The organism is Natronomonas sp. CBA1123, from assembly GCF_009741925.1.
Lineage (GTDB): Archaea > Halobacteriota > Halobacteria > Halobacteriales > Haloarculaceae > Natronomonas.
This window is the reverse complement of the sequence record NZ_WPCC01000024.1, coordinates 1-24,370: the sequence shown is the minus strand read 5'-3', so window position 1 is coordinate 24,370 and position 24,370 is coordinate 1. Positions and strand designations below refer to the sequence as shown.

The 24,370-nt window shown below is 64.7% G+C and carries 25 protein-coding genes, 1 tRNA gene and 2 pseudogenes; 20 read left to right on the top strand and 8 right to left on the bottom strand.

Annotated features, from left to right (window positions below):
- Positions 1–3 precede the first annotated feature (3 nt).
- Entirely contained in the window at positions 4–585 is a 582-nt protein-coding gene (gene tmk / locus GJ631_RS11525; protein ID WP_156709300.1) for a dTMP kinase, read from the top strand.
- On the opposite strand, the gene GJ631_RS11520 is transcribed toward tmk, so the two are convergent.
- Both GJ631_RS11520 and GJ631_RS11515 read right to left on the bottom strand, forming a co-directional pair.
- Positions 582–893 (bottom strand): hypothetical protein, encoded by a 312-nt coding sequence (locus GJ631_RS11520; protein ID WP_156709299.1) that lies wholly within the window; start codon positions 891–893, stop codon positions 582–584. The genes tmk and GJ631_RS11520 overlap by 4 nt on opposite strands.
- Before the next feature lie 171 nt (positions 894–1,064).
- A complete protein-coding gene (locus GJ631_RS11515) occupies positions 1,065–1,295 on the bottom strand; it encodes an Lrp/AsnC family transcriptional regulator (RefSeq protein WP_156709298.1) in 231 nt (76 codons plus the stop codon).
- Between the two features lie 116 nt (positions 1,296–1,411).
- On the opposite strand from GJ631_RS11515, the gene GJ631_RS11510 reads away from it, so the two are divergent.
- The 3 genes from GJ631_RS11510 to GJ631_RS11500 all read left to right on the top strand — a co-directional run bounded on the left by GJ631_RS11510 (position 1,412) and on the right by GJ631_RS11500 (position 2,742).
- Positions 1,412–2,098, top strand: coding sequence for a TrkA family potassium uptake protein (locus GJ631_RS11510; RefSeq protein WP_156709297.1), 687 nt, complete (start codon positions 1,412–1,414; stop codon positions 2,096–2,098).
- 2 nt (positions 2,099–2,100) lie between these two features.
- The gene (locus tag GJ631_RS11505; RefSeq protein WP_156709296.1) at positions 2,101–2,331 is read left to right on the top strand and encodes an Lrp/AsnC family transcriptional regulator; all 231 of its coding nucleotides are present in this window, start codon (positions 2,101–2,103) and stop codon (positions 2,329–2,331) included.
- Between the two features lie 63 nt (positions 2,332–2,394).
- Entirely contained in the window at positions 2,395–2,742 is a 348-nt protein-coding gene (locus tag GJ631_RS11500; RefSeq protein WP_156709295.1) for a hypothetical protein, read from the top strand.
- Here the strand turns inward: GJ631_RS11500 and GJ631_RS11495 are convergent.
- The gene (locus GJ631_RS11495; protein ID WP_156709294.1) at positions 2,739–3,983 is read right to left on the bottom strand and encodes a DNA double-strand break repair nuclease NurA; all 1,245 of its coding nucleotides are present in this window, start codon (positions 3,981–3,983) and stop codon (positions 2,739–2,741) included. The genes GJ631_RS11500 and GJ631_RS11495 overlap by 4 nt on opposite strands.
- 51 nt (positions 3,984–4,034) lie before the next feature.
- Positions 4,035–5,204: an NAD-binding protein gene (locus GJ631_RS11490; protein ID WP_156709293.1), complete on the bottom strand. Its 1,170-nt coding sequence runs from the start codon at positions 5,202–5,204 to the stop codon at positions 4,035–4,037.
- Between the two features lie 107 nt (positions 5,205–5,311).
- Here GJ631_RS11490 and GJ631_RS11485 point away from each other — a divergent pair, with 107 nt between their 5' ends.
- The 14 genes from GJ631_RS11485 (at position 5,312) to GJ631_RS11415 (ending at position 18,653) form a co-directional block, all read left to right on the top strand.
- Positions 5,312–6,514, top strand: a complete 1,203-nt coding sequence (locus GJ631_RS11485; protein ID WP_156709292.1) for a TrkA C-terminal domain-containing protein — start codon at positions 5,312–5,314, stop codon at positions 6,512–6,514.
- The gene (locus GJ631_RS11480) at positions 6,511–7,674 is read left to right on the top strand and encodes a potassium transporter TrkA (protein ID WP_156709291.1); all 1,164 of its coding nucleotides are present in this window, start codon (positions 6,511–6,513) and stop codon (positions 7,672–7,674) included. The genes GJ631_RS11485 and GJ631_RS11480 overlap by 4 nt, the downstream gene beginning before the upstream one ends.
- Positions 7,675–7,711: 37 nt before the next feature.
- Positions 7,712–8,047 (top strand): ferredoxin, encoded by a 336-nt coding sequence (locus GJ631_RS11475; protein WP_156709290.1) that lies wholly within the window; start codon positions 7,712–7,714, stop codon positions 8,045–8,047.
- A gap of 197 nt (positions 8,048–8,244) precedes the next feature.
- On the top strand, positions 8,245–10,002 hold the full coding sequence (locus GJ631_RS11465) for an ABC transporter substrate-binding protein (protein ID WP_156709289.1): 1,758 nt from the start codon (positions 8,245–8,247) through the stop codon (positions 10,000–10,002).
- A 27-nt stretch (positions 10,003–10,029) separates the two neighbouring features.
- Positions 10,030–10,980: an ABC transporter permease gene (locus GJ631_RS11460; protein ID WP_156709288.1), complete on the top strand. Its 951-nt coding sequence runs from the start codon at positions 10,030–10,032 to the stop codon at positions 10,978–10,980.
- Positions 10,981–10,983: 3 nt separating this feature from the next.
- A complete protein-coding gene (locus GJ631_RS11455) occupies positions 10,984–12,018 on the top strand; it encodes an ABC transporter permease (RefSeq protein ID WP_156709287.1) in 1,035 nt (344 codons plus the stop codon).
- Positions 12,018–13,385, top strand: a complete 1,368-nt coding sequence (locus tag GJ631_RS11450) for an ABC transporter ATP-binding protein (protein ID WP_156709286.1) — start codon at positions 12,018–12,020, stop codon at positions 13,383–13,385. Before GJ631_RS11455 ends, GJ631_RS11450 begins: the two co-directional genes overlap by 1 nt.
- On the top strand, positions 13,382–14,728 hold the full coding sequence (locus GJ631_RS11445) for an ABC transporter ATP-binding protein (RefSeq protein WP_156709285.1): 1,347 nt from the start codon (positions 13,382–13,384) through the stop codon (positions 14,726–14,728). The genes GJ631_RS11450 and GJ631_RS11445 overlap by 4 nt, the downstream gene beginning before the upstream one ends.
- A 45-nt stretch (positions 14,729–14,773) precedes the next feature.
- Positions 14,774–15,424 carry a hypothetical protein gene (locus GJ631_RS11440; RefSeq protein WP_197425004.1) on the top strand — a complete coding sequence of 217 codons (651 nt, stop codon included), beginning with the start codon at positions 14,774–14,776 and terminating at the stop codon, positions 15,422–15,424.
- Positions 15,386–15,470, top strand: a tRNA-Leu gene (locus tag GJ631_RS11435). Before GJ631_RS11440 ends, GJ631_RS11435 begins: the two co-directional genes overlap by 39 nt.
- Positions 15,471–15,587: 117 nt before the next feature.
- Entirely contained in the window at positions 15,588–15,737 is a 150-nt protein-coding gene (locus GJ631_RS11430; RefSeq protein WP_156709284.1) for a hypothetical protein, read from the top strand.
- An 85-nt stretch (positions 15,738–15,822) separates the two neighbouring features.
- The gene (locus GJ631_RS11425; protein ID WP_156709283.1) at positions 15,823–16,344 is read left to right on the top strand and encodes a DUF5813 family protein; all 522 of its coding nucleotides are present in this window, start codon (positions 15,823–15,825) and stop codon (positions 16,342–16,344) included.
- A gap of 81 nt (positions 16,345–16,425) precedes the next feature.
- The gene (locus tag GJ631_RS11420; RefSeq protein WP_156709282.1) at positions 16,426–18,204 is read left to right on the top strand and encodes an ATP-binding protein; all 1,779 of its coding nucleotides are present in this window, start codon (positions 16,426–16,428) and stop codon (positions 18,202–18,204) included.
- A 32-nt stretch (positions 18,205–18,236) separates the two neighbouring features.
- The gene (locus GJ631_RS11415) at positions 18,237–18,653 is read left to right on the top strand and encodes a universal stress protein (RefSeq protein ID WP_156709281.1); all 417 of its coding nucleotides are present in this window, start codon (positions 18,237–18,239) and stop codon (positions 18,651–18,653) included.
- 153 nt (positions 18,654–18,806) lie between these two features.
- On the opposite strand, the gene GJ631_RS11410 is transcribed toward GJ631_RS11415, so the two are convergent.
- Positions 18,807–19,640 (bottom strand): KaiC domain-containing protein, encoded by an 834-nt coding sequence (locus tag GJ631_RS11410; RefSeq protein WP_156709280.1) that lies wholly within the window; start codon positions 19,638–19,640, stop codon positions 18,807–18,809.
- A gap of 114 nt (positions 19,641–19,754) precedes the next feature.
- Here GJ631_RS11410 and GJ631_RS11405 point away from each other — a divergent pair.
- Positions 19,755–20,568, top strand: a pseudogene (locus GJ631_RS11405) (NAD(+)/NADH kinase).
- Between the two features lie 62 nt (positions 20,569–20,630).
- Positions 20,631–21,563, top strand: a complete 933-nt coding sequence (gene mptA, locus GJ631_RS11400; protein ID WP_156709279.1) for a GTP cyclohydrolase MptA — start codon at positions 20,631–20,633, stop codon at positions 21,561–21,563.
- A 2-nt stretch (positions 21,564–21,565) separates the two neighbouring features.
- On the opposite strand, the gene GJ631_RS11395 is transcribed toward mptA, so the two are convergent.
- From GJ631_RS11395 to GJ631_RS18600, 3 genes and pseudogenes are all read right to left on the bottom strand, one after another.
- On the bottom strand, positions 21,566–22,960 hold the full coding sequence (locus tag GJ631_RS11395; protein WP_156709278.1) for a PAS domain S-box protein: 1,395 nt from the start codon (positions 22,958–22,960) through the stop codon (positions 21,566–21,568).
- A gap of 85 nt (positions 22,961–23,045) precedes the next feature.
- Positions 23,046–23,852 (bottom strand): TrmB family transcriptional regulator, encoded by an 807-nt coding sequence (locus GJ631_RS11390; RefSeq protein WP_156709277.1) that lies wholly within the window; start codon positions 23,850–23,852, stop codon positions 23,046–23,048.
- A 97-nt stretch (positions 23,853–23,949) separates the two neighbouring features.
- Positions 23,950–24,370, bottom strand: a pseudogene (locus GJ631_RS18600) (thioredoxin domain-containing protein); the annotation flags it as partial.

The window sequence follows — 24,370 nt, the reverse complement described above, 5'->3', positions numbered from 1 at the left end:
GGTATGCTCATCACGCTCGAAGGTATCGACGGCAGCGGGAAGACGACCGTCCGGGAGGCGCTGGCCGACAGCCACCCCGAGGCGGTGTTCACCCGCGAACCGACCGAGTCGTGGTACGGCGAGGCCGTCAATCGCTCCATCAACGACGACGCCGCCGACCCGATGGCGGAGTTGTTCCTCTACACCGCCGACCACGCCGACCACCTCTCCCGTGTTGTTCGCCCGGCGCTGAACGAGGGGAAAACAGTCATTTCCGACCGGTACTCGGACTCCCGGTACGCCTATCAGGGGGCGACGCTGTCGGGCATCGTCAAACAGCCGATGGCGTACATCAAGGGCGTCCACGAGCCGTTCACCCGGAAACCCGACGCGACGCTGTACTTCGACGTGCCGCCGAAGACGGGTGCCGAGCGCGCGGGCGCGACGAACAAGTTCGAGGCCGCCGACTACCTCGAACGGGTCCAGCAGAACTACGAACGGCTCATCGACGCCGAACCGAACCGGTTCGTCCGCATCGACGCCACCCAGTCCCCAGAGGAGGTCATCGCGTCGGCGGAGGGCGTCGTCGCCGACCTCCTCGATTAGAGCGTATCCGGAACCTCGACCTCGTCGGGCGAGGGCATCCAGAAGTAATCGAAGGCGACGCCGAGCGTGAGCGGCAGGAGGATGGCGACGCCGACGACCGTCGTCGTCGACCCGAGGTTCGGGCCGAGGGCCTGCCCCAACACGAGCGTGAGGACGACCAACGCCAGCGGCGTTAGCAACAGCGTGTACAGCGCTCCGCCCCACCGGGTGTTCAGTCGGACGCGGAACACGCGTGTGAGGACGGCGGCGACGAGCGTGTTGACGCCGATGAGGACGAGCAATCCCACGGCTTCGAACACCGAGACCATACCATCGGTAGGCGGTCGAGCCTCTTCCCTCTGTCTCTCCGTCGTTACCTCTTTGCTCGCCGCCCGCGGAGGGGGCCGGTCAGATTTGACACAGAGCGCGGTGACCCGAGCGCGTGGCTCGACGCCCACGGCGCCCCCGACGAGAACGAGTAACCGACGGCGAGTGGGTCGTCACTCCAGACAGACGTAGGTCTTCGTGTCGTCGACGTTGTCGAGTTCTCGAACCTTCGTCGCCACGCCGTTGATGACGTCGTACACTTCCTCGGCCTCGGCCTCGACGATGAGGTCGAAATCGCCGGCCACGACGTTCGCGTCGGCGACGTGGTTCAGTCCGCGAATCGTCCCCAAGAGCGACTCGGCGTGTCCCGAACCTGCCTTCACCATGATGAACGCACGGACCATGGTACCGATTCGCAGGGACTGGCGAAAAATCTTTCCCGCCGCTGTGTTCCACGAGCGGTGAGTCACCTCCGTGGTACGGAGTAACATTATTGGGGCCGGTCGGCGTACGGTACGCCATGAGATTCGTTATCGTTGGTGCCGGTCGGGTCGGAATGCGGACCGCCCGGGTGCTGCGCGAGGAAGACCACGACGTCGTCATCATCGAACCCGACGAGACGAAGGTGAGCAGACTCGACGACGAGGGGTTCGACGTCGTGCAGGGCGACGGCAGCGACGAGGAGACGCTGTTGGCGGTCGGCCTCGAGGACGCCGACGGCATTGCCGGCCTCTCCGGTGACCTCGTCGTCAACTTCGTCGCCTGCATGATAGGGAAGGCCCACGACTGTCGGACGGTCCTCCGGGTCGACGACGACTACCGCGAGTACGTCGTCCAGAAGTACGCCTCCGACGTCGACGAGGTCATCTACCCCGAGCGACTCGGCGCCATCGCCGCGAAGAACGCCCTCGTCGGCGGCAACATCCGTGCTGTCGCCGACATCGCCCAGAACCTCCAGTTGGTCCAGTTGACCATCACGCCGGAGTCGCCGATGCGTGGCTACTCGTTGACGGAACTCGAACTGCCGGCCGACTCCCGACTGCTCGCCTTCGGGAAAGCCGACGGCAGGCTCGAACTCCCCGGCCCCGACGACTCACTGGAGGCTGGCGACCGGGTCGTCATCATCGCCGACTTCAGCGTCCTTCGCGACGTCGAACAGATTATCGTGGGTGAGACGAGCCACGTCACGGCGACGGGGGGTGCCTGACCATGGTCGTCGCCTACGTGATGGTGAAAGCCCACACCGGTGAGGCCGACCGCCTGAAAAACGACATCGAGGCCATCGACGGCGTCGTCTCCGCCCACATCGTCGCTGGCGACGTGGACATCATCGCCAAAGTCGAGGTCGACTCCCCAGCCGACGTGAAGGATATCGCGGCCACCACGATTCAGAACCTCGACGGCGTCGAGGACACGCGGACGTACGTGGCGATGGAGTGACGGGGGGTCCGAAGCTATCCCCGCCGCCGCACGCTTTTTACCCGTCCCTATCGTAGTGTGTGTATGATTCACATTCGGGGGTCGGCACGGGGGACCGATTTGACCGGAACGCTGTTCGAGCGCGGCGAGGACCCACCGGAGTTCCGGGGGGCGCCCGACGACGACGCGCCGTACGTCTGGGTGTGTGACGCCTTCTACCAGGTCGACAGCGGCGGGACGACCCAGGAACTCGGTGGGGAGGAGGTCCAAATCGCCTTCGAGTCGCCGATGCCGCGGGGATTCGAGACGCGCGAGGACGCAATCGAGGCCGGGAAGGAGCACGTTCGGACGCAGTTCGCCCGCCTCGGCGTTCCCGAAGAGGAGGTGACCGTCGAGGTCATCGAAGTCGCAGATGAGGTCGCGGGCACCTAAGCGACCAGTCCCCAGCGTTCGTCGTCGTAACTGCGGTCGCGTTCGGCGTCGAAGCGCTCCTCGATGGCGCGGCCGAGTGCGGCCTTCTCCTCGCGGCTGATACGGGCGAGTTCGTCGGCCTTGGCGACGGCGAGCGGCGGGCCGCGTTCGTGGGCCACGTCCCGGAGCAACTGCATCGTAATCGCCTCCCGAGTCGTTTCGTCGCGGGTGAACACCGCGGGGGCCTCCACGCGGAACAGGAGCTCGTCACGGGGGTCGTAGATGCAGAAGAAGGTCACTTCATAGTCCTCTGGGTCGCGTTCGCGTTCGACCCCCACGGCGTCGCCGTCGGCCGACAGCGGTTCGTCGACGCCACATCGGGAGACGAACCAGTTGGTGAACGTGAGACAATCGGTCCGGGTCTCACCGTCGTCGTCGGTCCGGCGGAGCGCCCGCTCGAAAAAGGCGCCATCGTCGACCCACGGCGCGCGCTCCTTGTTGCGGACGGCGCGAGTGATGGCCTTCGAGGCGCTGTTTTTGACGAAGCCGACAAGTGGGACACCGCGGTCGGCGAACGTCTCGACTAACTCAACGTACCCCTCGATTACGTCCCGCGGGCGTTCGTCCTCGACGAGCAAGTCGGCGAGTTCCGGGTGTCGGTCGGCCCACGCGAGCAGTCCTTTCGGGTAGATGGGGCCGTCGAGGATGAGCAAGTCGTCGACCACCTCCGACTGCGTTCGGGCGTGGGTCACCTCCGCGAGATACAACGACAGCGCGTGGACGACGGCCTCCTCGTAGCGGTTGACGTGGGGTGCCTGCAGGATGCGACCACGGGAGTAACCGCCGTCGAAGACGGTCCAGTCGTCCTCGCCGCAGTCGACGGTTGCGTCGTTGGAGTGGACCGTCGCGACGACCGACCGGGCGCGATGGAGGTCGAGGTCGGAAGGGACGGCGGCCATCGCCGCCTGTGCCACGTCTAAAACGAGGCCGTTCGTGAACGTCGTGGGGTTGATGGTGCCGGAGTCGAGGCCGTGTTGGGTCGGAAACGGAGCCTCCTGGAGGGCGGCGTCTTCGGCGTCGATGCGGCGGCGCCGCAACTCACCCACGGGTTCGATGACGCGCCGGCCGTCGTACCACAGCGGGTCGAGGAACTCCTCGAACACCGTCTCGGCGAAGGAGTCGTGGTCCGTGGCGTCGACCTGCTGGCTGATGCGCCCCGCCAGCTGGGCGATGCCGTCGAAGTGGACCGGGTCGAGGGTCATGGGCTATCTGCGTCGCTTTCGGTGTTAAATGGTCGGTGAACGGGCGTTCACTCAGTCGCCGAGGTCGAGTATCTGTCCCAGCGTGCGCTCGGGGTCGTCGTTGCCGAGCGCCGACTCGACGAGGAGCCGCCCGCCGAGAACGGAGGGGCTCAACACCACGTCGGCGCCCGCCCGGCGGAGTTTCCGGACGTTCTCGCGGTCGGTGGCCGCGGCGACGATTCGGAGGTCGGGATTGAGTTCCCGCGCGGTCAGAATCGACAGCGCGTCCTGTGCGTCGTCGTTCGTCGCGGCGATGAGCGCCTTTGCCCGCTCGACGTGGACGCGCTGGAGCGGCTCCTCGTCGCTGGGGTTGCCGGTGACGACCTCGAACCCGTGGTCTCGGAGTTGTTTGGCCTTCTCGGTGTCTCGAGTGACGACCACCGAGGCGTCGCGGTCGAGGTTTTCGAGAATCGGTTCTGTCAGTTCGCCGTATCCGAGGACGATGTAGTGGTCGTCCAACAGGTCGAGTTGTTTGTCGCTCATGTTTCCGAGTGCGGTCGCGAGGCGGGCTTCGATGAGCGGCCCCAGCAGGGTCCCGAGGGCGACACCGAAACTGGCGACGCCGGTGAGCAGCACCGACATCGAGAACAGCCGCCCGAACTGCGTCGTCGCCGTGATGTCGCCGTAGCCGACCGTCGAGGCGGTGACGAGCGTGAAGTAGAAGGCGTCGAGGACGGTGTTCACCTGCGGAAACTCATCGCGTAAGGCGTAGGTGCCGATAGTGCCGTAGGCCTGGACGCCGACGATGGCCGCCAGAGAAGCCAACTGCGTCGTGTTGAGGTCGACGCGTCGGTCGAAGTACCGGCGGTTGAGGAGGACGGCCGGAAGGGAAAGCACCGACAGGGCGACGAGCGGCAGCGAGAGGACGCTGGACTGGGCCAATCCCTGAAGCGCCGTGACGGGGAGCAGAACGACCGTCGACGACCACGCCACTCGGTAGCCGCGTCGGAGCCCGTAGACGCTGACCAGCATGGCGAACCCCGTCATCGTCCCGGTGAAGCCCGCCGTCCGAGCGACGGACTCCGGGACGACCGTAGCGAGCGGTCCGGAAATCGTCGTCGCACCGATGTTGACGAGCCCGGTGACGACCGATAGCACGGCGACGACGGTCGTCGACAGCACTGCGGCTCGCGTCCGCAACAACGTCGGCCGCTCGTGCCGCTTCTCCGATTCGGCCGCCATACTGTCGTCTCAGCTACGGCCACGATAAAACCTCTCCGCTCTCGGACGGGGCGGAGCATCGCTGTCGGAGCGGTAGTAGTTTAACGCCGCGGGGATTCAGGGGGCCCATGGTTCAAGCGCTCCCCGTCGAGATTCTGCTGGGGATATATCTCGGCATCCTGACGGGAATCTTCCCGGCGCTCGTCGCGTGGGGGCTCGGCTTCATTTTCAAGTACTTCACCGGTGTCTCCATCCCCGCCTTCGGTGTCGTCGTTCTCTCCTTGGCTATCGCGGGTATCAACGGCGGACTGCTGGCACTGAACGACCCGGCGGTTCTCGCCTCCGGTCCTCGGGTCATCGTCGCTCTCGTCGTCGTGTTGATGGTCTCGATGTACGCTCACTCGAAGGGCGACCAGATGGGCGCGACGTTCCCGAAACGGCTGTCGCTGTCGAAGTTGCGGGAGCGGACGCTGTCGAGCGACGTGGTCGACCTCGTCGGCTCCCGCGGCGAAGTTCGCGTCGAGGTCATCGGCGAGGTCATCGACATGGAGGGGTATCCGCCGCTGTCCGAGGAGACACGGACGGCCATCAAGACCGGCGAGTGGCGACTTCCCGCTGACCTCCCGATTTCTGAACTCGAGACGCGGTTCGCCGACCGACTGAAGACGGAACTGGACCTCGCGGACGTCTCGGTGTCAATCGACGAGCGGGGGCGGGCGACGGTCATCGCCGCGCCGCCGCTGTCGGGCATCTCCAAGCGAGTCCCGACCGGCAAACGGGCCGTCTCCCTCGACGTGCTCGTCCCCACGGGGGTCGCTCGGGGTGACGAGGTGCTCGTCGTCGCGGATGGGCTCTCCGTCGAGGGGACCGTCGTCGCCGCCCGCTCCGGGACGAAAAAAGAGGAGTTGAAGACCGACGGCGGAACTGAGGAGGTCACACCCCCCGTCAACGCCCCGACGACGACGGGCGGGGACGGCCGTGTCACCGTCGCAGTCGCTCGCAGCGACGCCGAGAAACTGCTCTCGGCCCAGCGGCCGAAAATCGTCGTGACTGCCCGCGGAACCCGCCGGGAGTTCGAACTCATCTCGTTGCTTCGACAGGCTGGCAAACGCTTCCGGAAGCTCTCGGTCAAGCCGACCAGTTCCCTCGTGGGGTCGACGCTGGCCGGGGCCAATGTCCGTGATAATCACGATGTCGCGGTACTGGCGGTCAAGCGGCCCGACGGCTGGCTGGTCGCCCCGCGTGGAGCGACTGAGCTATCGGCCGGCGACGAACTGTTCGTCGTCGGAACACGCGAGGCGCTCGACGCTTTCGAGGAGGTGGTCGGATGACCCCTGCACAACTCGCCATCGTCGAGGGGTTCCTCGTCGACGTGGCGCGTGTCGCGGTGTTGGTGCTGCTCGCCGGGGTGTTAGGCGCCGCCGTCGGACTGGTTCACCGGTGGTACGCCAACGAACAGGTCCCGGACGGCCTGACGGTACTCATCGGGCTCAGCAGCGTCGCGCTGTATCTGAACACTGCCGGTGCGCTCGGCGAGGTCATCGGCGGTACCGGCGGCGACTTACTCGCCCTGGAGATGGTGGCTTACAACACCATCACGCTCTTCCTTTCGGGCGTCACGGCGAGTGCGGGTGGGCGAGTCGGCGACCGAGCCGGTATCAGCGTCTTCGCCGTCTCGGGACGGAAATCCGTCGAACAGGACGTGAGCCGCATCGTCAAGTCCGTCGGCCGAGTGACCACCGTCGAGGTACCGGACGATATCGATGACATCGACGGCTACGAACCCGTCGACGCGGCGACGAAGGAGAAACTCGCCGGTCAGACGCTGCTGTTTCCCCGGCGACTCACCGTCGAGGAGTTACAGACACGGTTCGTCGAGCGCCTCCGTGTCGACTACGACGTCGGGTACGTCGACGTGGAGTTCGCCGAGGACGCGAGCATCGAGTACATCGCGTTGGGACGGCGAGAATCGGGGCTCGGACCGACGCTACCGCCCGGAAGTGCTGCCGTCGCCGTCAGGGCGGACCCGCCGAACAACGCCAGTCCCGGCGACGCCGTTCAGGTCTGGACGACCGGCGACGGGGAGGAAGCCTCGCCACGCCGGGTGACGAACGCGGAGCTCCGGGGGACGGCCGAGGACGTGGTGACCCTGACGATGGACGAGCGGGACGCACGGCGCTTCGACACCGAGCGCCGATATCGGCTCGTCACCCTCCCCGTCGAGGCTCGAACCGACCGGGAGTTCGCCGCCCAGTTGCGCGCCGCCGAGGAGACGACGACTGCGGTCACGATCGAATCGGGAAGTCCCCTCGTCAACTCGAGTGTCGGCGCACTCGATATCGCCGTCGTCGCGGTCCGAACGTCTGCCGGCGATATCGAGGCGATTCCGCCGCGAAGGCGAGCACTCGCTCCCGGCGAGACGGTGTACGCTATCGCTCGTCCGGCACAACTCCGGCAACTGGAGGCGGCTGCCGCAGTGGACGGCCAGTAGTCGTTACAGACAAAACCGACGGCCCCTGAGTAGGGGTATGGCCGACGACCCGATAGACCCCAGCGACATCGGCGAAGGGGATGCCCCCCCAATCGAGGACGCACCGTACAAAATCATCTTCGAGGCGAACAAGTGTATTGCCGCGGGCAAGTGTGCGGAGGTGTCGACCAACTGGGAGATGGACATCACGACGGGTATCGCAAAACCGGACGTGTACTTCTTTGGTGAGAGCGACCTCGAGCACAACATTCGTGCTGCAGACGCCTGTCCAGCAAAGAAGGACCGCGGAGTCATCCACGTCGTCGACCGGCGAACGAACGAAGAAATCGCCCCGGACCCCCACGGTGACGGCACGCTATCGGTCGATTGGTAGCACGAATCGGCGGCCGAGTACCGCTGGAACCGAATACACGATTTGAAACCGAAGCCGAATTTATCTCGGTGTTCGTCCTACTCTCCGCCCGATTACCCGACAATGAACGCCGCAGATTAAGTGATTGGGTCGACACACCAACAACGAGGCACCCTGATTCCCCTATATATATATATTTGGAACGCAGGTAGGCAAGTATGGCGCGAAACGACAGCCAGGATAACGTTAATCAGAATCGGCGGCGGCTCCTCCAAGCGATGGGCGCTGCCGGTGCGGCTGGACTTGCCGGTTGTTCCGGTCTCGGTGGCAACGGCAACGGAAACGGTGACGGAGGCGGTCTTCCCGACGACCTCCAACAGCAACTCAGCGACGGATTCGAGGAGGCAGGCTTCGAGACCCCGTGGGAAGGCGAAATCATCACCAACGAGAACCCGGAGCGCGTCCAGTGGGCGCAGGTCATTCAGGAGGAACTCAACGCGACGGAGTTCTTCGATATCGAACTGAACCAGTTCGAGTGGACGACCTACGTCGGCCGTGTACTGGCCGAGGACTCCGCCGAAGACGAGGCGCTCGTCTGTCTCGGCTGGTCGGCTGGTTGGGACCCGGACGCCTACATCCGGAACCTGTTCCACAGCGACCAGCACACCCCTGCCTGTTGTAACGTCAACCACTTCACCGACGAGGAAATCGACAACCTCATCGACGATGGAACGTCGACGACCGATATCGACGAGCGAGCGGGCATCTACGAGGACGCCCAGGAGGCTATCGTGCAGGCCTCGCCGATGTCGTTCGTCCGCTACGGCGAGGAAATCGACGCCTTCCGGTCGGCGGCGGTCGAAGGCTGGCAGACCTACCCCATCAACGGCGGCAAGTACTACAGCGTCTATGCGCCGTGGGCGGGCGTCCACGCGGAGGTCACGGGCGACAACGCCGGCGAGGAGGGCGAACTCATCGCGACGTTCTCCGCCGACGTGGCCAACACCGACCCCACCGAGCAGAACGACACCACCTCGACTATGTCGACGAACCTCGTTTACGAGGGCCTGATGGGTGTCGATTACGACGGCGAACCGCAGATGGTGCTCGCCGAGGACCTCGAACAGGTCAGCGACACGGAGTACGTGTTCACACTCCGTGAAGGCGTCCAGTTCCACCCAAGCGAGGAGTTCGACTTCGACGGTCGCGAGATGACCGCCGAGGACGTGAAGTTCTCCTGGGAGCGGTATCTCGGAACGACGCGGGAGGCCGACGTCGGCGACTGGCTGGGCGTCCCCGACACGCCGGAAGGCGAGTCCGCCGACTCCTTCGAGGGAACCCTCACCGTCGAGGACGATTACACGCTGCGAGTCGAACTGCCCGAGGTGTACGCGCCGTTCCAGTTCACCGTCGGCGACGGTCTCATCGTTCCGCGGGAAGCCGGCGAGGACGGACCTCTCGACCTCTCGACGGAGCCCATCGGGACGGGTCCCTACCGCTTCGACGACTACGACCCCGACGAACTGTGGCGCCTGTCGGCGTTCGACGACCACTGGTACGACGGCTCCGGCGACGTGCCGGCCGACCAGCCCATCGAGACGGCGACGTTCCGAATCATCACCGAGAGCTCCGCTCGCGAGGCCGCACTCCGTGGCGGCGACGTTGACCTCGCCCAACCGCCGCAGGGCAGCGTCTCGGCGCTCCAAGAGGAGAGCGACTTCACGGTCACGAGCCGCATCGCCGGTGGCTTCGACATGTTCATCTACCCGATGAACGCCGAGACGCCGTTCCAGAGTCAGGACGTCCGCCTCGCGGTCAACCGACTCATCAACCGGCCCGGCATCGTCAGCGCCGTCTACGACGGCATCGGGACGCCGGCGTACTCGCCGATTTCGCCGCTGGCGGGGTCGTTCACCTCCGAAGAGTTCAACCAACGCATGGGTGACGAGTACTCGCGGTACTACGGCGCCGAATAACCCCGGAACCGCGATTACCACCCCTACATGTCCCTACGCAGGTACGTCCTCAAGCGACTGTTACTCACCATCCCGATACTGCTGGGTGTGACGGCCATCACGTTCGCGATGGTCCACCTCCAACCCGGTGACGTCATCGACGTGCTCGTCGGATTCAACGACGTAAGCGCCGAGACGGAACGGCAGTTACGGGAGCAGTACAACCTCGACGAGCCGATATACGTCCAGTACGTCCTGTGGCTCAGAGACGCCATGGTACTGGACTTCGGTCAGTCGTTCATCTCCGAGCGGAGCGTCGGCGAGGCTATCTCGACGCGCCTCCCCTACACCGTGCTGCTCGGCATCCTCGCGCTCGTCATCTCCATCGCCATCGGCGTTCCGGCCGGCATCGTCGCCGCGGTCAAGAAGGGCCAGCAGGCCGACGAAGTCAGCCGCGTCGCCGCCCTGCTCGGCGTCGCGACGCCGAACTTCTGGCTCGGACTGATGTTGCTGCTCGTCTTCAGCGTCCAATTGGGATGGTTCCGAACCATTCCGCCTTCGGACGTAGCGGTGTACGACCCGGCGCTGCTGAAGTTCATGGTCCTCCCCGCGATTACGCTGGGGACGGCCTCGGCGGCGCTGCTGATGCGCATCATGCGGTCGTCGATGCTCGAAGAACTGAACAAGGAGTACGTGAAGATGGCCCGCGCGAAGGGACTGCCCGAGCGGACCGTCATCACCAAACACGTCGTCCGAAACTCGCTGATTTCCGTCGTGACCGTCGCGGCGCTGCAAATCGCGTTCATCGTCGACGGCGCGGTCGTCATCGAGCAGGTGTTCTCGGTTCGGGGTATCGGACGCCTCCTGCTCGGAGCGATTCTCCAGCGCGACTTCCCCATTATCCAGGCGTCGGTCCTGATGATCGGGGTGACGATCGTCTTCGCCAACCTTGTGGCTGACATCATATACTCGTATCTCGACCCACGAATCCGCTACTAAACTATGGCTACGAGAGACAAGACTTCCGAACGCGGCCGAATTCAGGTGACTGGGTTCGACGCGTCGATAGTGACCGAACGCGACGACCTCGTCGACTGGGAGGCGGCCGAGGGGTCGAAAAGCGGCACCAGCAGACGCGCGAAGGCGTGGTATCGGTTCAAGCAGAACCGGTCGGCGTTCCTCGGTATCGGTATCCTCGCCTTCATGGTGCTCGTTGCGGTTTTCGCACGACCCATCGAGGTCGCCGTCGCCGGCCAATCGATTCCCATCCAACCGATTCAACTGGCCCCACACAGCACCGACACTAGCCTCGTTGCGAGCAACACCCCGCCGAACGCCGAACACCCCTTCGGCACGACCCAACTCGGTCGCGACATCCTCTCGCAAGTGATGGTCGGCGCACGCTTCAGCCTCTCTATCGGGGTCATCGCCGTCGGATTGGCCGTCCTCGTGGGCGTGCCGATGGGCGCCATCGCGGGCTACTACGGCGGCTGGACCGACGAGGCCATCATGCGCGTCGTCGACATCCTCTATGCGTTCCCCTTCCTCGTCCTCGCTATCGTCATCATCGCCATCCTGGGACAGGGCTTCTGGAAGATGATTCTCGCCTTGGTCATCGTCGGGTGGATCGGCTACGCGCGTCTCATCCGGGGTGAAATCCTCTCGGTGAAGGAAAACGAGTACGTGATGGCCGCGAAGGCACTCGGCGCACGGGACAGCTCCATCATCTTCAAACACATCGTCCCGAACGCGATGGCACCGGTCATCGTCCAGGCGACGCTCAACGTCGGCACCATCGTCCTCGCGGCCGCCGCACTCGGGTTCCTCGGGTTGGGACTCCAGCCCGGTTCTCCCGAGTGGGGGACCATCCTCTCGGGCGGCCGTGACGCCGTTATCGCCGGCCGATGGTGGGTTACCGTCTTCCCGGGACTCGCCATCGTCTTCTTCGTGCTCGCGGTCAACCTCGTCGGCGACGGCGTCCGCGACGCGATGGACCCACAGGACACCGGTGGCGACACCGGCGGAGGGTTCCGCTGATGACGCTTCTGGAAGTCGAAGACCTCCGGACGCAGTTCTACACCGAGGACGGCGTCGTCCGCGCCGTCGACGGACTCTCCTACAGCATCGACCGCGGCGAGAAGTTCGGCGTCGTCGGCGAATCCGGCGCCGGCAAGTCAGTCGCGTCGCTGTCGTTGATGCGGCTCATTGACGACCCCGGTCGCGTCGCCGGCGGGTCGATACGGTTCTACGAGGAGTCGACCGTCGAGCGCTTCGAACAGCAGTTCCCGAAGCGCGTCGTCGACGTGGCGGACCTCCGTGCGGAACACGACGTGACCGAACTCGTCGACCGACTGCTCGAGGAAGGCGTCGCGCCGTCGTCGATAGCCGACGACCGAGTCGACGCCGACGCCGACGCCGCGACGGTGGTCAGAGACGGTGATGTCGGCATGCGTGACTTGGTCGATAGTCGTTACGGCGTCGACCTCGGTATCGTCGACGAGGACGCCGTCGTCGTCCACGACGGCTCCGAACGCTACATCGAGATTACGCGCGCCGACGGCGAACCGTTGCGCCAACTCCGTGGGAACCACATCGCGATGATTTTCCAGGACCCACAGACGGCGCTCAACCCGGTGTACACCATCGGCGAGCAGATTTCCGAGGCCATCCGGACGCACATGGACCTCGATTCCGCCGCCGTCAAGGACCGCGCCATCGACATGCTCGACCAGGTCGGCATTCCCGACCCCGAGAGTCGATACGACAACTACCCCCACGAGTTCTCCGGCGGCATGCAGCAGCGGGCGGTCATCGCCGTCGCGCTGTCGTGTGACCCCGACCTCATCATCGCGGACGAGCCAACGACCGCACTGGACGTGACCATCGAGGCCCAGATTCTCGAGTTGCTCGACGACTTGACGACCGAGACGGGAACCGCGATTCAGATGATTACCCACGACCTCGGCGTCGTGGCGGGCGTCTGCGACCGCGTGGCGGTGATGTACGCGGGCAAGCCGGTCGAAATCGCACCGGTCGAAGAACTGTACTACGACCCGAAACATCCCTACACGGTCGGGTTGATGGGTTCGATTCCCCGAATCGGGGACAAACGTGAACGCCTCGATACGATTCCGGGAACGATGCCCGACCTCGTACAGGTCCCGCCGGGGTGTAGTTTCCACCCGCGATGTCCGTACGCCGAGGAGGCGTGTACGCGGAAGGAACCCAACCTCACCGACGTCGACAGCGGTGACCGTGCCGACCCCATCGACGACGACGACGCCCACGCCGCAGCGTGTCTGGAGTACACCGGCGACCTCCAACAGGGCCTCGACTACGAGGTCCACGTCGGGGAGGGCATCGAGACGGGTGCCGGCAGCGAGACGACGGAGGAGAAACGATGAGTGCTAACGACCCCCTGATTCGTACGGAGAACCTCACGAAGTACTACTCGACGGAGAGCGGCTTCCTCGACCGACTGCTCGGCGAGGACAAGGACGTGAAAGCCGTCGACGGCGTCGACATCGAAATCAAGGAGGGCGAGACCCTCGGCCTGGTCGGCGAATCGGGCTGTGGGAAGTCCTCCCTGGGTCGAACCCTGTTGCAACTGGAGGACGTCACCGCCGGGTCGGCGTACTACCGCGACGGCACCGAGGAGGTCGACCTCGCGGAGTTGTCCAACAGCGAGATGCGGGAGTACCGCAAGGACCTCCAGTTCATCTTCCAGAACCCGTTTGCGAGTTTGAACCCGCGGCTCACCATCGCCGACATCATCGGCGAACCGCTCGACGTGCACGGACTCGCCAGCGGCGACGAGCGACAGGAGCGCATCGAGGAACTGCTCGAAACCGTCGGCCTACAGGCGAGTCACGCCGGGCGATACCCCCACGAGTTCTCCGGCGGCCAACGGCAGCGAATCGGTATCGCTCGGGCGCTGGCGGTCGACCCCGACTTCATCGTCTGTGACGAACCCGTCTCCGCGCTGGACGTGAGCGTTCAGGCCCAGATTCTCAACCTCCTCATGGACCTCCAGGAGGAGTTCGGGCTGTCGTATCTGTTCATCGCTCACGACCTCAGCGTCGTCGAGCACATCGCCGACCGTATCGCGGTGATGTACCTCGGCGAAATCGTCGAGGTCGGCACGCCCGAGGAGGTGTTCACCGAACCGCATCATCCCTACACCGAGGCGCTGCTGTCGGCCATTCCCGAACCGGACCCGCTGTGGGAGAGCGACCGCGTCCTCCTGAAGGGGACGGTCCCCTCGCCGATGGACCCACCCTCCGGCTGTAAGTTCCACACTCGGTGCCCACGCGTGATTCCGCCCGAAGGAATGGACATCGGACAGGAAGAGTTCCGCTCCATCATGGATTTGCGGGTTCGAATCGCCGACCGCGAAGTCGGCGTCGAGTACGCGTGGGAGCAGGTCGAAGAGCGCAATCCGGGTGCGGACCGCGAGAACCTCCGCGAGGAGTTCATCGCGGAACTCCGCGGCCACGAACTCGACACCGAACCCGACGGGGTCCACCGCGAGCGGGTCGACGAGGCCATCGAACTCCTCGCTGACGAGGACTTCGAGGCCGCGGGCGACCTGCTCAGAGAGCACTACGAGAGCGTCTGTGAGACCCGAGAACCGACGCTCGGCGACGGCGAGAACCCCAAATCCTGTCACCTGTTCGACGCGGACGAAACCGGCGATATCCCCGAGGCCGAAGGTGACGCACGCGACAGTGCTGTCGGCGACGACTGACCGCGGTCCGTACGCTTTTGGTCGCTGCAGTGTTACTGCGAGTGGATGCGCCGCATCTACGAATCGCGGGCGCTGGAGTACGACGACGAAGACCCCTACGCTCCCAAGCGAACCTCCGACGACGAACGGTCGCGGAAACCCATCGATTGGGCATCGGCCAGCCACGCCTTCGTTCCGATGCGACTCCGACCGCGAGCGGTCGGCGTTTCGGTCGAAACTGACCGACAGCGATACGAGACTGACGAGCCGGTTCGCTTTCGCGTATCGTTCCGGAACCGGGTTCCGTTCCCCATCGCGCTGCGAACCGACTCGCCGGTCCGATGGACGTGGAGCATCGACGGCATCGACGAGGCCAGTCGCGTCACGAACCACCCCACTGAGGACAGCCTCTTTCGGTTTTCGCGCTCGGAGACGAAGACGTTCAAGCGGTCGTGGTCCCAACGGTTCCGAGAGTCTGCCCAACGCTGGGAGCCCGCAGCCCCCCGGAGAGTACGTACTGGCGGTTCGGGTCAACGTCCCGGACGCCGACGACAAGGGGCTGACCGCCGAAACGACGTTCACCATCGAGTAAAACGACCGAACGCCGTGGAGGCGTCCGCGAACTGTTCGTCTGCGGACCGAAACCGATTTTCCGGGGACGGTCGGAGGTACGAACGCGCGAGGGTGGCTGAGCCTGGCCAAAAGCGGCGGACTTAAGATCCGCTCCCGTAGGGGTCCGTGGGTTCGAATCCCTCCCCTCGCATAGCGAGGCGCGACCGCAGAGAGCGCCTCGGATAGTCGAACGGCGAGCGAAGCGAGCCGTGAGACCGTACTCCGTGAGGGCGAATTACTTATCCATCGGCAGTATCCAGTGGGAGATATGACGCCGATTGAACTGTTTGGCGCATCCGTCATTCTGTTCTTGATTGTCGCAGCGGGAACCTATCTGGGCGTCTTTCTGGCACTGCAAGCGTTTTTCGGGGAGTCGTCGTGGCAGGACCTCCCTGCCGCCGAAACCGACGGGGAGTGAGCTACACAGGTGTCAAACCGGAGTTTCGGACACGTCACGCCCTCTCACGACGCCCTTTTGAGGCACAACGCCGTACCCGTATTCAATGACCGACGAACTCCCCGAGCGCGCCGTTCGGGCCTTCGAGGGCCACGAGGCCTTCGAGCGGGACGGCGAGTGGTTCGACGTGACGACGACGCGATTCGACGGGCGGGCGACCGCCGCCGAAACCGACGACTGGGACCTCCGGTACACGATAGAGGTTCGTGCGCCGATGCTGTCGGCGGCGACGGAGGGACCGGTCGGGTCGGCCGTCGAAGATGGATGGTTCGAGACGTACGAACTCCGACTCGAAGACGCCGACATGGCGGTCCGACAGGACGTGGCCTTCGACGACCAGCGGGTCATCGAAGAATCCGGCGACGCCGTCGCGATTTTCGAGTTCGAGTGGGGCAACGCCGACCACGCACCAGCGATGGTGAAGGCGATGGTCGAGTACGTCGAGGGGACCTACATGGAGGGAATCGTCCCGGGCTACGACTACGTCCAGCCGGTTTCGGAGATGCTCTCACAAGCGCGGCAAGCCGACGGCGACGGTGGGCAGGGAAGCGGTCCGATGCCGCTCTGAGGCCGGCTTCCGGTCCGCGGTCCGTTTTACTTCCACTCCACCACCTGTGCCTTTTTAGCCGATGGCGGACACAGCTACGGTATGTCCGATTTGGGCGACTTCGCCGACCACGACCCCGACGACGCCGCCGGGGAGGAGCCGGCCACAGAGGAGGACGACTTCGAGGCCGTCTCGGTGACGCCGGTCGGGACCGACAGGGGCATCGGGACGCTGTCGGCCTCCGAGGGGCTGGTCATCAGCGAGGACGACGACGAGACGCGGCTCAGAGCCTACATCACGGTCGCGAACCGCTCTTCGGTCCGTATCGGCAGTTACCTCATCGCCGCCTATCCGGACGGCGAGCGACTGTTCTGCCGCATCGTCGCGCTCGAATACGCCCAAGAATTCCGTTCGGACGACGCCACCGAGATTCATGCTCGGCGAGCGATGCGCCGCGAAGAGGTCGACGAACAGGACTACAAGTTCATGGCGTCGCTCGAGCCGGTCGCGGTGCTGTACTCTGAGGGCGGCGAACTCAAACGTCGGATGACCGACCGGGTTCCGAAACCGGAGACGGTCGTCCGACAGGCCGAAGACGACGAGGAAATCAAGACGGGGCTGAAAATCCCCGCCGAGGGGGTCTTCCTCGGTCACCTCTCGGTCGGCGGCGAGAAGGTCCGCACTGCGGCCGAACCGCCGACCATCGACTACCGCCTGAAAGACGACTACGAGGCCGGCGACCCGCTCGTCTTCCGCCACACCCTCGTAGCGGGGGGAACTGGGTCGGGGAAGACCCACGCCGCGAAGAACGTTCTCCGGCAGTATCTCTCCGAGGACCGCCGCTACCCAATCGAGGACGGCCGCGACGTGGCGCCTGCCGTCGTTCAGTTCGACCCGCAAGACGAGTACGCCCAGATGCACGACGACAACCCCGCTATCGAAGCGGACTACGAGCGTCGACTCGAACGGGAGGGCGTTGCCCACGGCGGCGTCGACGACACGAAGGCGTTCGTCCCGAAGGTCGGTGACGCGACGTACGCCGCCTCCCACCACCACGCCGAACAGGTCGAGTTCACCATCCCATTCTCGATGGTCCGAAACCGGCCGTGGCTCATCGCCGGGTCGAAACTCAACGACAACCAGTACGGGGCGTTGCAGTACCTGCTGAAGCGCTTCTTCGACCAGCACGGCTCCGACGGCACGTACAGCCAGTTCATGTCGTTCCTCGACGACCCGGCGCTGAAGGAGGAACTCGACGAGTCCGGTCGCGTCCACGAGGCCACCTTCGATGCGGTCCGGCGGCGGGCGTTCGGGTTCGACAACGTGTTCGACCAAGACGCCCGCCCGATTACCGACCTCGTCCGGGAGTTCGTCCGTCCCGGTGGTCTGACGACGGTGCCGACCTACCACCTCAACGACTCGCGGGCGACCACGACGGTCGTCCTCGCCGTCGCCTCGCTGCTCGTCGACGAGAAACTGTCGAACGACCCCTCCTTCGAGCGCATCAAGGAGACGCCGCTCGTCTTGGGAATGGACGAGGCGCACAACTTCCTCACCGACGCCGACAGCGTCCAGGCCGACAAGGTCATCGGGAAGTTCTCCGAGGCCGCAAAGCAGGGCCGCAAGGAGCGACTCGGCCTGTTTCTCATCACGCAGGACCCCCAAGACATCGCCGACCCAATCTTCAAGCAGGTGAACACCACCGTCGTGCTCAATCTCGGTGACGAGGACGCCATCAAGGCAGTCAACATCCCTTCGAACCTCGAAGGGAAGGTGCCGTACATGGAGAAGGGCCAGATGGTGGTCTACTCGCCCGATAACTCCGAACCGGTCGAACTCATCGGGTTGCCGAGGTGTCTGACTCGACACGGACGAGACTGACCTTTATCACTGGTGCCGTCGTCGGTTCTCGTATGCGTGTCCTAGTGCCGATGGACGGTTCCGAGCAGTCGTGGCGAGCCTTCGAGTATGCGGCCGAGCAGTTCCCCGAGGAGACGCTCGTCTGTCTGCGGGTCATCGACCCGGTACAGGCGGGTTACGGCATCGGTGTCGGCGAGGCCGCGGCGGCCGGTGAGTGGCTCGACGCCCAACAGGAGGCCGCAGAGCGAATGTTCGAGGATGTCGAGGAACGCGCCGAGGAAGCGGGCGTCACCGTCGAGACGACGACCGAAACCGGCCGACCCGTCCGTTCTATCACAGAGGTCGCCGAGAACTGCGACCACGTCGTCATCGGCAGCCACGGTCGGGAAGGGGTCTCCCGAATCCTGCTCGGTAGCGTCGCCGAGAGCGTCGTTCGTCGGTCGCCGGTGCCGGTGACGGTCGTTCGGTAAGATAGAGCATCTGCGAGGCGCGCAACGCGCGCCGAAGCAGTTCACTGCGCGCTTTGCGAGCAGGACCGAGGCCCGACCGTAGGGAGGGCCGACGTGTCTTTTTCATGAACGTTTTTGCCGGGTCGGCTGTGCCGACCCGTGCAAAAAGGTTCGTTAGAAAATATTCGCCTGCTGATACACCGAAATCCCGTCGCTCGTGATTTCGTAGGGTTTCGTCTCACGGGAGTGGTTGGCGTTCCGTATCTTCTGAATCTCGACGGCGAGTCGGGTTTCGCGGAACTCCGAGCGGACGTACTGGAGGACGAACACGCCGTCGGTGAGGTACTCGATGATGCCGTGGCGGGAGGCGTAGGGATTGCCCTCGCTGGCCTCGCTCGTCAGCATCGTCGTGACGCCAGCCTTCTTCAGCGACCGGGTGAAGTCGAACACCTCGGTACGGCGCTCGGCTTGGTTGTCGTACATCATCTCCAAGAGCGACACGGAGTCGAGAACGAGTCGCTGGGCGTCGAACTCGTCGACGAGTCGGGGGAGGTCACCGCGGATGGAGGCGAGACTGTTGGCCATCTCGATGGGGTCCAAATCGACGATGGCGAGTTTGTCGTCCTCGATGTATTCGTCGAAAGGCCATCCCTTCTCGGTTGCCGCCTGGACGACGGCTTCCTTGTCTTCCTCAAGTGTGATGTAGATGGCTTTCTCGCCGTCTTCGATGCCGCGCTGGAGGAACTGGAGGCCGAACGTGGTTTTCCCGGTCCCGGCAGAACCCATGACGACGAGCAGCGACCGCTCTGGGACGCCGCCCTGAATCATGTCGTCGAGCCCCTCGATGCCGAGGTCGAGACGGGGAATCTCGGATTCGAACTCCTCCTCGAAGCCGTCGCCGTCGCCGCCTTCGAAGGCGGTCGCGAAGTCGTCTTCGAACAGTTCGTCGTCGCCGTCCTCGAACGGTTCGTCGCTGGCGCTCTCGAACCAGTCGTCCTCGTCGCTCATGTTCGCCCCCGCGACTCAGGCATACATCAGCGTGTTATTTCGCTACAACGTTAATGTTACCCGTCGAATCGCAGTCCGTGGGGCTTTTTGTCGTCGGGTGGCGAAGCACCGCCGATGCACGTCGGCGTCGTTGCCCAACAGGACAATCCACGGGCCGCAGAGCTCGCCGACCGGATACGCCGAAACGTCGACGCCTCGGTTTCGCTGGACGCGGCGACGGCGGCAAGCCTCGACCGCGATGGGATGGCCGTCGGCGAGTTCGTCGACTGCGACCTCGTCGTCTCCATCGGCGGCGACGGAACGTTCCTGTTTGCCGCCCGCGAGGTGACGCCGACGCCCGTCATGGGCGTCAATCTCGGCGAAGTCGGCTTCCTCAATGCGGTTTCGCCCGAAGAGGCTGTCGAGACCGTCAAGCGGGAGGTCGAACGATTCGAGAGCGGTGACCGAACGTACCAGGAACTGCCGCAAGTCCAGGCCGAAGGCGAGGGGGTGGTCGCTGCCGGCAGCGGTCAACGAGGTGTCGATTCTCGGGCCACAGCGCGGCCGGAACAACGGTGTCGGTATCGAGGTGCGCGTCGATGGACAGCTGTATTCGGGGAGCCGAGCCGACGGCGTGTTGGTGTCGACGCCGACCGGGTCGACGGCGTACAACCTCAGCGAAGGGGGGCCGCTCGTCCATCCCGACGTGGCGACGCTCGTCGTCACGGAGATGTGTGCGGAGGGGCCGATGCCGTCCCTCGCCGCGCCGCTGGACGCCGACATCGTCGTTCGCGTCGAGGAGGCCGACCACGCCTTCGTCGTCGCCGACGGCCGAACACGAGAGCGGGTCGACCCGCCGACGAACGTTCGACTGCGCCGGGCCGACGACCCCGTCAGAATCGCGGGCCCGCCGCTCGAGTTCTTCACCGCACTCGGGAAACTGGAGTAGCGGCAACCGACCGAATGCCCCTTTCGAAAGCCCTAACGGCGTCCCCGACGTTTTAAATACCAATGAGTCAGCAGCTGCCGGACGTACAGGCGTCGAGTCCCGACGTGAGCGTCGGTCTCAACCGCGTGGGCGTGACCGGTGTCGAGAAGCTCGTAAAGCTTCACCGCGAGGAGGACCGCCCCATCGTGTTGATGGCGGAGTTCGAGGTGTTCGTCGACCTACCGAGTTGGCGGAAAGGTGCCGACATGAGCCGGAACATGGAGGTCGTCGACGAGATGCTGGAGGAGGCCGTCTCCGAACCGGCGATGCGCGTCGAGGACGTCTGTGGCGACGTGGCCGAACGCCTGCTCGAAAAACACGACTACACGACGAAAGCCGAGGTGCGGATGGAAGCGGAGTACATGATTCGCGAGGAGACGCCGGCGACGAACCGCCCGACGCAGGCGACGGCGGACATCATCGCGTCGGCGACCGCCACCGAGGACGGCACCCGCGAGGAAATCGGCTGTCACGTCGTCGGCATGACCGTGTGTCCCTGCTCGCAGGGCATGAGCGAATCCCGCGCTCGCGACGTACTCGCCGACCTCGATGTCGACCGCGAAACCGTCGATGCGTTCCTCGAAGAGGTGCCGCAACCCGGCCACTCCCAGCGAGGCCACGCGACGCTGACCGTCGAAACCGCCGGCGAGCCGAGCGTCGACCTCAACCGACTCATCGAGGTGGCCCGAGATTCGATGAGCGCGCGCATCTACAACCTCGCGAAACGCCCCGACGAGGACTACATGACCTTCGATAGCCACAGTAACGCGAAGTTCGTCGAAGACTGTGTTCGCGCGATGGCTGAGGGCCTGGTCGAGGCGTATCCGGACCTCCCGGACGACGCCGTCATCTACATGGAACAGTCCAACGACGAGTCCATCCACCAGCACAACGCCCACGCCGAGCGAGTCGCCGAATTCGAGCAGTTGAAATCGGAAGTCACCGGGGACGACTGAACTCACTCCGCTCGAGGGAGTCGTACCGTCACGCAGTTGCCACAGTCGGGGACGTACTCGAAGTCGAGCGTGCCCTCCGAGAGGTCGACTATCCAGTAGACCAGCCACAGGCCGAGGCCGGTGCCGTGATACAGGTCACTGGGCTCTTCGTCGCCGAACAGCGGTTCGAACTCGTTTCGGGGAATCGGCGACGCGTTGTCACGGACGTTCAGGATGACGTCCTCCGATTCGACGTGGAGTTCGGCCTCGATATCCGGTGGACCGTCGGCGTGTCTGATGGCGTTTTCGAGCAACTCGTGGATGGCGCGGTCGATTTCCGGTAGCGAGACGACTTCGGCCGAGGCGGGCGTATCTGCGGTGATTGTGGCCTCCGGCGCCATCTCCGCTCCGAACTCCTCGATTTTGTCCCGGAGGGTCGAAGCGAGGTCGACGCGCCCCACGTCGCCGACCCCGACGAGCACGTCGACGATTTCCCGCTCCTTCTCGGCGGTTTCGAGCAGTTTCCACCCCGTCTCCAGTATCGTCTCCATCCCCTCCACGACCGTCCCGTCGGCCCGTTTCCGGGCCAACTCCGCGTGTCCGAGGATGACGTTCATGTCGTTTCGGAGGTTGTGCCGGAGGAGGTTGTCCATCACCTGTAGTTGCCGTTCACGGCGGCGGCGGTCGGTGACGTCCCGTGCGAAGCCGACGATGCGGGCGACCGAACCGTTCTCGGCGACGGGACGTGCCTGCACCCAGACCCACCGACGATACCCCTTTTCCGGGTTTACGCGGTACTCCATGGTCCTCGGTGTTCCGTTCGAGAGCTGGTGCATGGCCTCCAAAACCCGGTCCCTGTCGTCCGGATGGATGCCGTCGAGGAAGCTCGTCGGGTCTGCCTTGACGCGTTCGACCGGCATGCCCCAGAGGTCCTCGAAGGCGTCGTTGACGAACAGCAACTCGCTCCAGTCCTCGGAGAACGTCCACAGCACGTCGTCGGTGTTCGCCGCGAGTTCCTCGAGGCGAATCTCGGTCTCGCGCTGCCGGCGCTCGGCCCGCTTCCGGTCGGTAATGTCGCGAGAGCTGACGACGTAGCCACCGAGCGTCGAGTCGACGTGATTCTCGACGCGGCTCTCCAGCCACACCCACGAGCCGTCCTTGGCCTGGTGGCGGTATTCGATGGTTTCGATGTCGTCGACTGCCCCTTCGAGCAGTCGACCGAAGGCCTCCCGAACGTCCTCGCGGTCGTCGGGGTGCATGTATTCGAAGGTGTTGGTCCCGACGAACTCTTCGGTCGTGTACCCCAACAGCCGTTCGACGGCGGCGTTGACGTATCGATACACGCCGTTCTCGTCGATGACGACGATTTTGTCCTGGGCGTGGTCGAGTAAGGCCCGCAGTTTCTCGGGGTCGTCCATTCGGTCCTCTCCGATGGTTCGACACCGAGACGGAAGTTCGTTCCGGCTGTTTCGATTGGAAAGTTGTGGCTCTCGGCCGGAACGACTAGAACGCCAACTCCTCGGCTTTCTCCCACCGCGGTTCGAACTCGGTTCTGACGTTTCCGGCGAACTCGCGGTCCTTGAGGTCTATCATGGCGAACACCTCTTGGCTCTTCAGCGGGTGGGGCACCTCGATGACGACCTCGTTTTCGTCGACGAGGGTGAACGTTCCGGAGACGTTCTCGCTGGTCCGGACGGAGAAGGCGTCGTGTTCGGTCAGCGAACTCCGGTAGCGTTCGCCGATGGACTCCGGAAGGATGGGTACGAGGTCGGGCCGCATCAGCAACTGTACGTCGACGCCGCGGTCCAGCGCTTGGCTCAACTCGTCGACGATGAGCGTGCCGACCTTGTCGATGTCGAAGAACTGCTCGGTGTACGTCGACAGCACCATCACGACCCTCGAATCGGCCGCAGAGAGTCGTTCGACGAGGAGGTCGACGGTCTCCTCGGGGCCGACCGCGGCCGTCCAGAAGGTCTCCTCGACCGGTTCGGCGGTTTCGAGTTCGCCGGTGAGTTCGTCGACGATGTCCTCGTACTGGCTGGCCTTCTCGTTGAGTTCGCGTTTCTTGTCGTCCAAAAGGCGGTCGAGTGCGGTCGTCGGCTCGACGGCGACGTACTTCTTCGGCCGGGAAGCGGATTGGGAGCGGACGAGGTTGTACTGCTCGATGCTGTTGAGCACGTCGTAAATCCGACCCATCGGGACGTCGCTGACCCGTGACAACTCTTTGGCGGTTGTGGGTCCGGTTTTCAGCAGTGCTCGGTACGCCCGAGCCTCGTACTCGGACAACCCGAGGTCTCTGAGACTTGCCATTACCCGTCTCTCTCCCTCGGGGGATATAAACACATCGTAAGTTTAGGCACGGTTGGAGTTGTTGTTGGGGTAGTCACATGTCCTCACGGCACGCGGCTCAGGGACTCGGGCCCTCGGAAGCGCGCTCGAGGAGTTCGTCGGGCGTCTCAGCCGGTACCGTCTCGGTTCCGCTCCGAACGACGATTGCGTTTTCGCGGTCCTCGGGGACGACTACCTTCTCGTGGTCGGCGATGCGGAGGGCGGCCCTGTGGAGGTCCGTCCCTGCGGCGGGCGTCCGGACGACGAGGGGGTCGTAGTGGGCGCGGGCACAGGCGGCCGCGTAGCCGGCCACCTCGACGCCCATCCGGTCGTAGGCGCCGGCGAACGAGGCGAGCGCGTCGGCCGCGGCGGCACGGTAGCGGTCCTCGTCGGTCAGCGCCCACAAATCGAGGAGCGCGTCGGCCATCTCCGCGTTGGTCTCCAGCGGCCGGAGCGGTCGGTCGAGTAGTCCGGCCCCCTCCGCGTCGCCGTCGAGGAAC

Bases quoted from the DNA above. Each gene is read 5' to 3' on its own strand.
- tmk (WP_156709300.1), top strand. From the start codon at position 4: ATGCTCATCACGCTCGAAGGTATCGACGGCAGCGGGAAGACGACCGTC.
- GJ631_RS11520 (WP_156709299.1), bottom strand. From the start codon at position 893: ATGGTCTCGGTGTTCGAAGCCGTGGGATTGCTCGTCCTCATCGGCGTC.
- GJ631_RS11515 (WP_156709298.1), bottom strand. From the start codon at position 1,295: ATGGTCCGTGCGTTCATCATGGTGAAGGCAGGTTCGGGACACGCCGAG.
- GJ631_RS11510 (WP_156709297.1), top strand. From the start codon at position 1,412: ATGAGATTCGTTATCGTTGGTGCCGGTCGGGTCGGAATGCGGACCGCC.
- GJ631_RS11505 (WP_156709296.1), top strand. From the start codon at position 2,101: ATGGTCGTCGCCTACGTGATGGTGAAAGCCCACACCGGTGAGGCCGAC.
- GJ631_RS11500 (WP_156709295.1), top strand. From the start codon at position 2,395: ATGATTCACATTCGGGGGTCGGCACGGGGGACCGATTTGACCGGAACG.
- GJ631_RS11495 (WP_156709294.1), bottom strand. From the start codon at position 3,983: ATGACCCTCGACCCGGTCCACTTCGACGGCATCGCCCAGCTGGCGGGG.
- GJ631_RS11490 (WP_156709293.1), bottom strand. From the start codon at position 5,204: ATGGCGGCCGAATCGGAGAAGCGGCACGAGCGGCCGACGTTGTTGCGG.
- GJ631_RS11485 (WP_156709292.1), top strand. From the start codon at position 5,312: ATGGTTCAAGCGCTCCCCGTCGAGATTCTGCTGGGGATATATCTCGGC.
- GJ631_RS11480 (WP_156709291.1), top strand. From the start codon at position 6,511: ATGACCCCTGCACAACTCGCCATCGTCGAGGGGTTCCTCGTCGACGTG.
- GJ631_RS11475 (WP_156709290.1), top strand. From the start codon at position 7,712: ATGGCCGACGACCCGATAGACCCCAGCGACATCGGCGAAGGGGATGCC.
- GJ631_RS11465 (WP_156709289.1), top strand. From the start codon at position 8,245: ATGGCGCGAAACGACAGCCAGGATAACGTTAATCAGAATCGGCGGCGG.
- GJ631_RS11460 (WP_156709288.1), top strand. From the start codon at position 10,030: ATGTCCCTACGCAGGTACGTCCTCAAGCGACTGTTACTCACCATCCCG.
- GJ631_RS11455 (WP_156709287.1), top strand. From the start codon at position 10,984: ATGGCTACGAGAGACAAGACTTCCGAACGCGGCCGAATTCAGGTGACT.
- GJ631_RS11450 (WP_156709286.1), top strand. From the start codon at position 12,018: ATGACGCTTCTGGAAGTCGAAGACCTCCGGACGCAGTTCTACACCGAG.
- GJ631_RS11445 (WP_156709285.1), top strand. From the start codon at position 13,382: ATGAGTGCTAACGACCCCCTGATTCGTACGGAGAACCTCACGAAGTAC.
- GJ631_RS11440 (WP_197425004.1), top strand. From the start codon at position 14,774: ATGCGCCGCATCTACGAATCGCGGGCGCTGGAGTACGACGACGAAGAC.
- GJ631_RS11430 (WP_156709284.1), top strand. From the start codon at position 15,588: ATGACGCCGATTGAACTGTTTGGCGCATCCGTCATTCTGTTCTTGATT.
- GJ631_RS11425 (WP_156709283.1), top strand. From the start codon at position 15,823: ATGACCGACGAACTCCCCGAGCGCGCCGTTCGGGCCTTCGAGGGCCAC.
- GJ631_RS11420 (WP_156709282.1), top strand. From the start codon at position 16,426: ATGTCCGATTTGGGCGACTTCGCCGACCACGACCCCGACGACGCCGCC.
- GJ631_RS11415 (WP_156709281.1), top strand. From the start codon at position 18,237: ATGCGTGTCCTAGTGCCGATGGACGGTTCCGAGCAGTCGTGGCGAGCC.
- GJ631_RS11410 (WP_156709280.1), bottom strand. From the start codon at position 19,640: ATGAGCGACGAGGACGACTGGTTCGAGAGCGCCAGCGACGAACCGTTC.
- mptA (WP_156709279.1), top strand. From the start codon at position 20,631: ATGAGTCAGCAGCTGCCGGACGTACAGGCGTCGAGTCCCGACGTGAGC.
- GJ631_RS11395 (WP_156709278.1), bottom strand. From the start codon at position 22,960: ATGGACGACCCCGAGAAACTGCGGGCCTTACTCGACCACGCCCAGGAC.
- GJ631_RS11390 (WP_156709277.1), bottom strand. From the start codon at position 23,852: ATGGCAAGTCTCAGAGACCTCGGGTTGTCCGAGTACGAGGCTCGGGCG.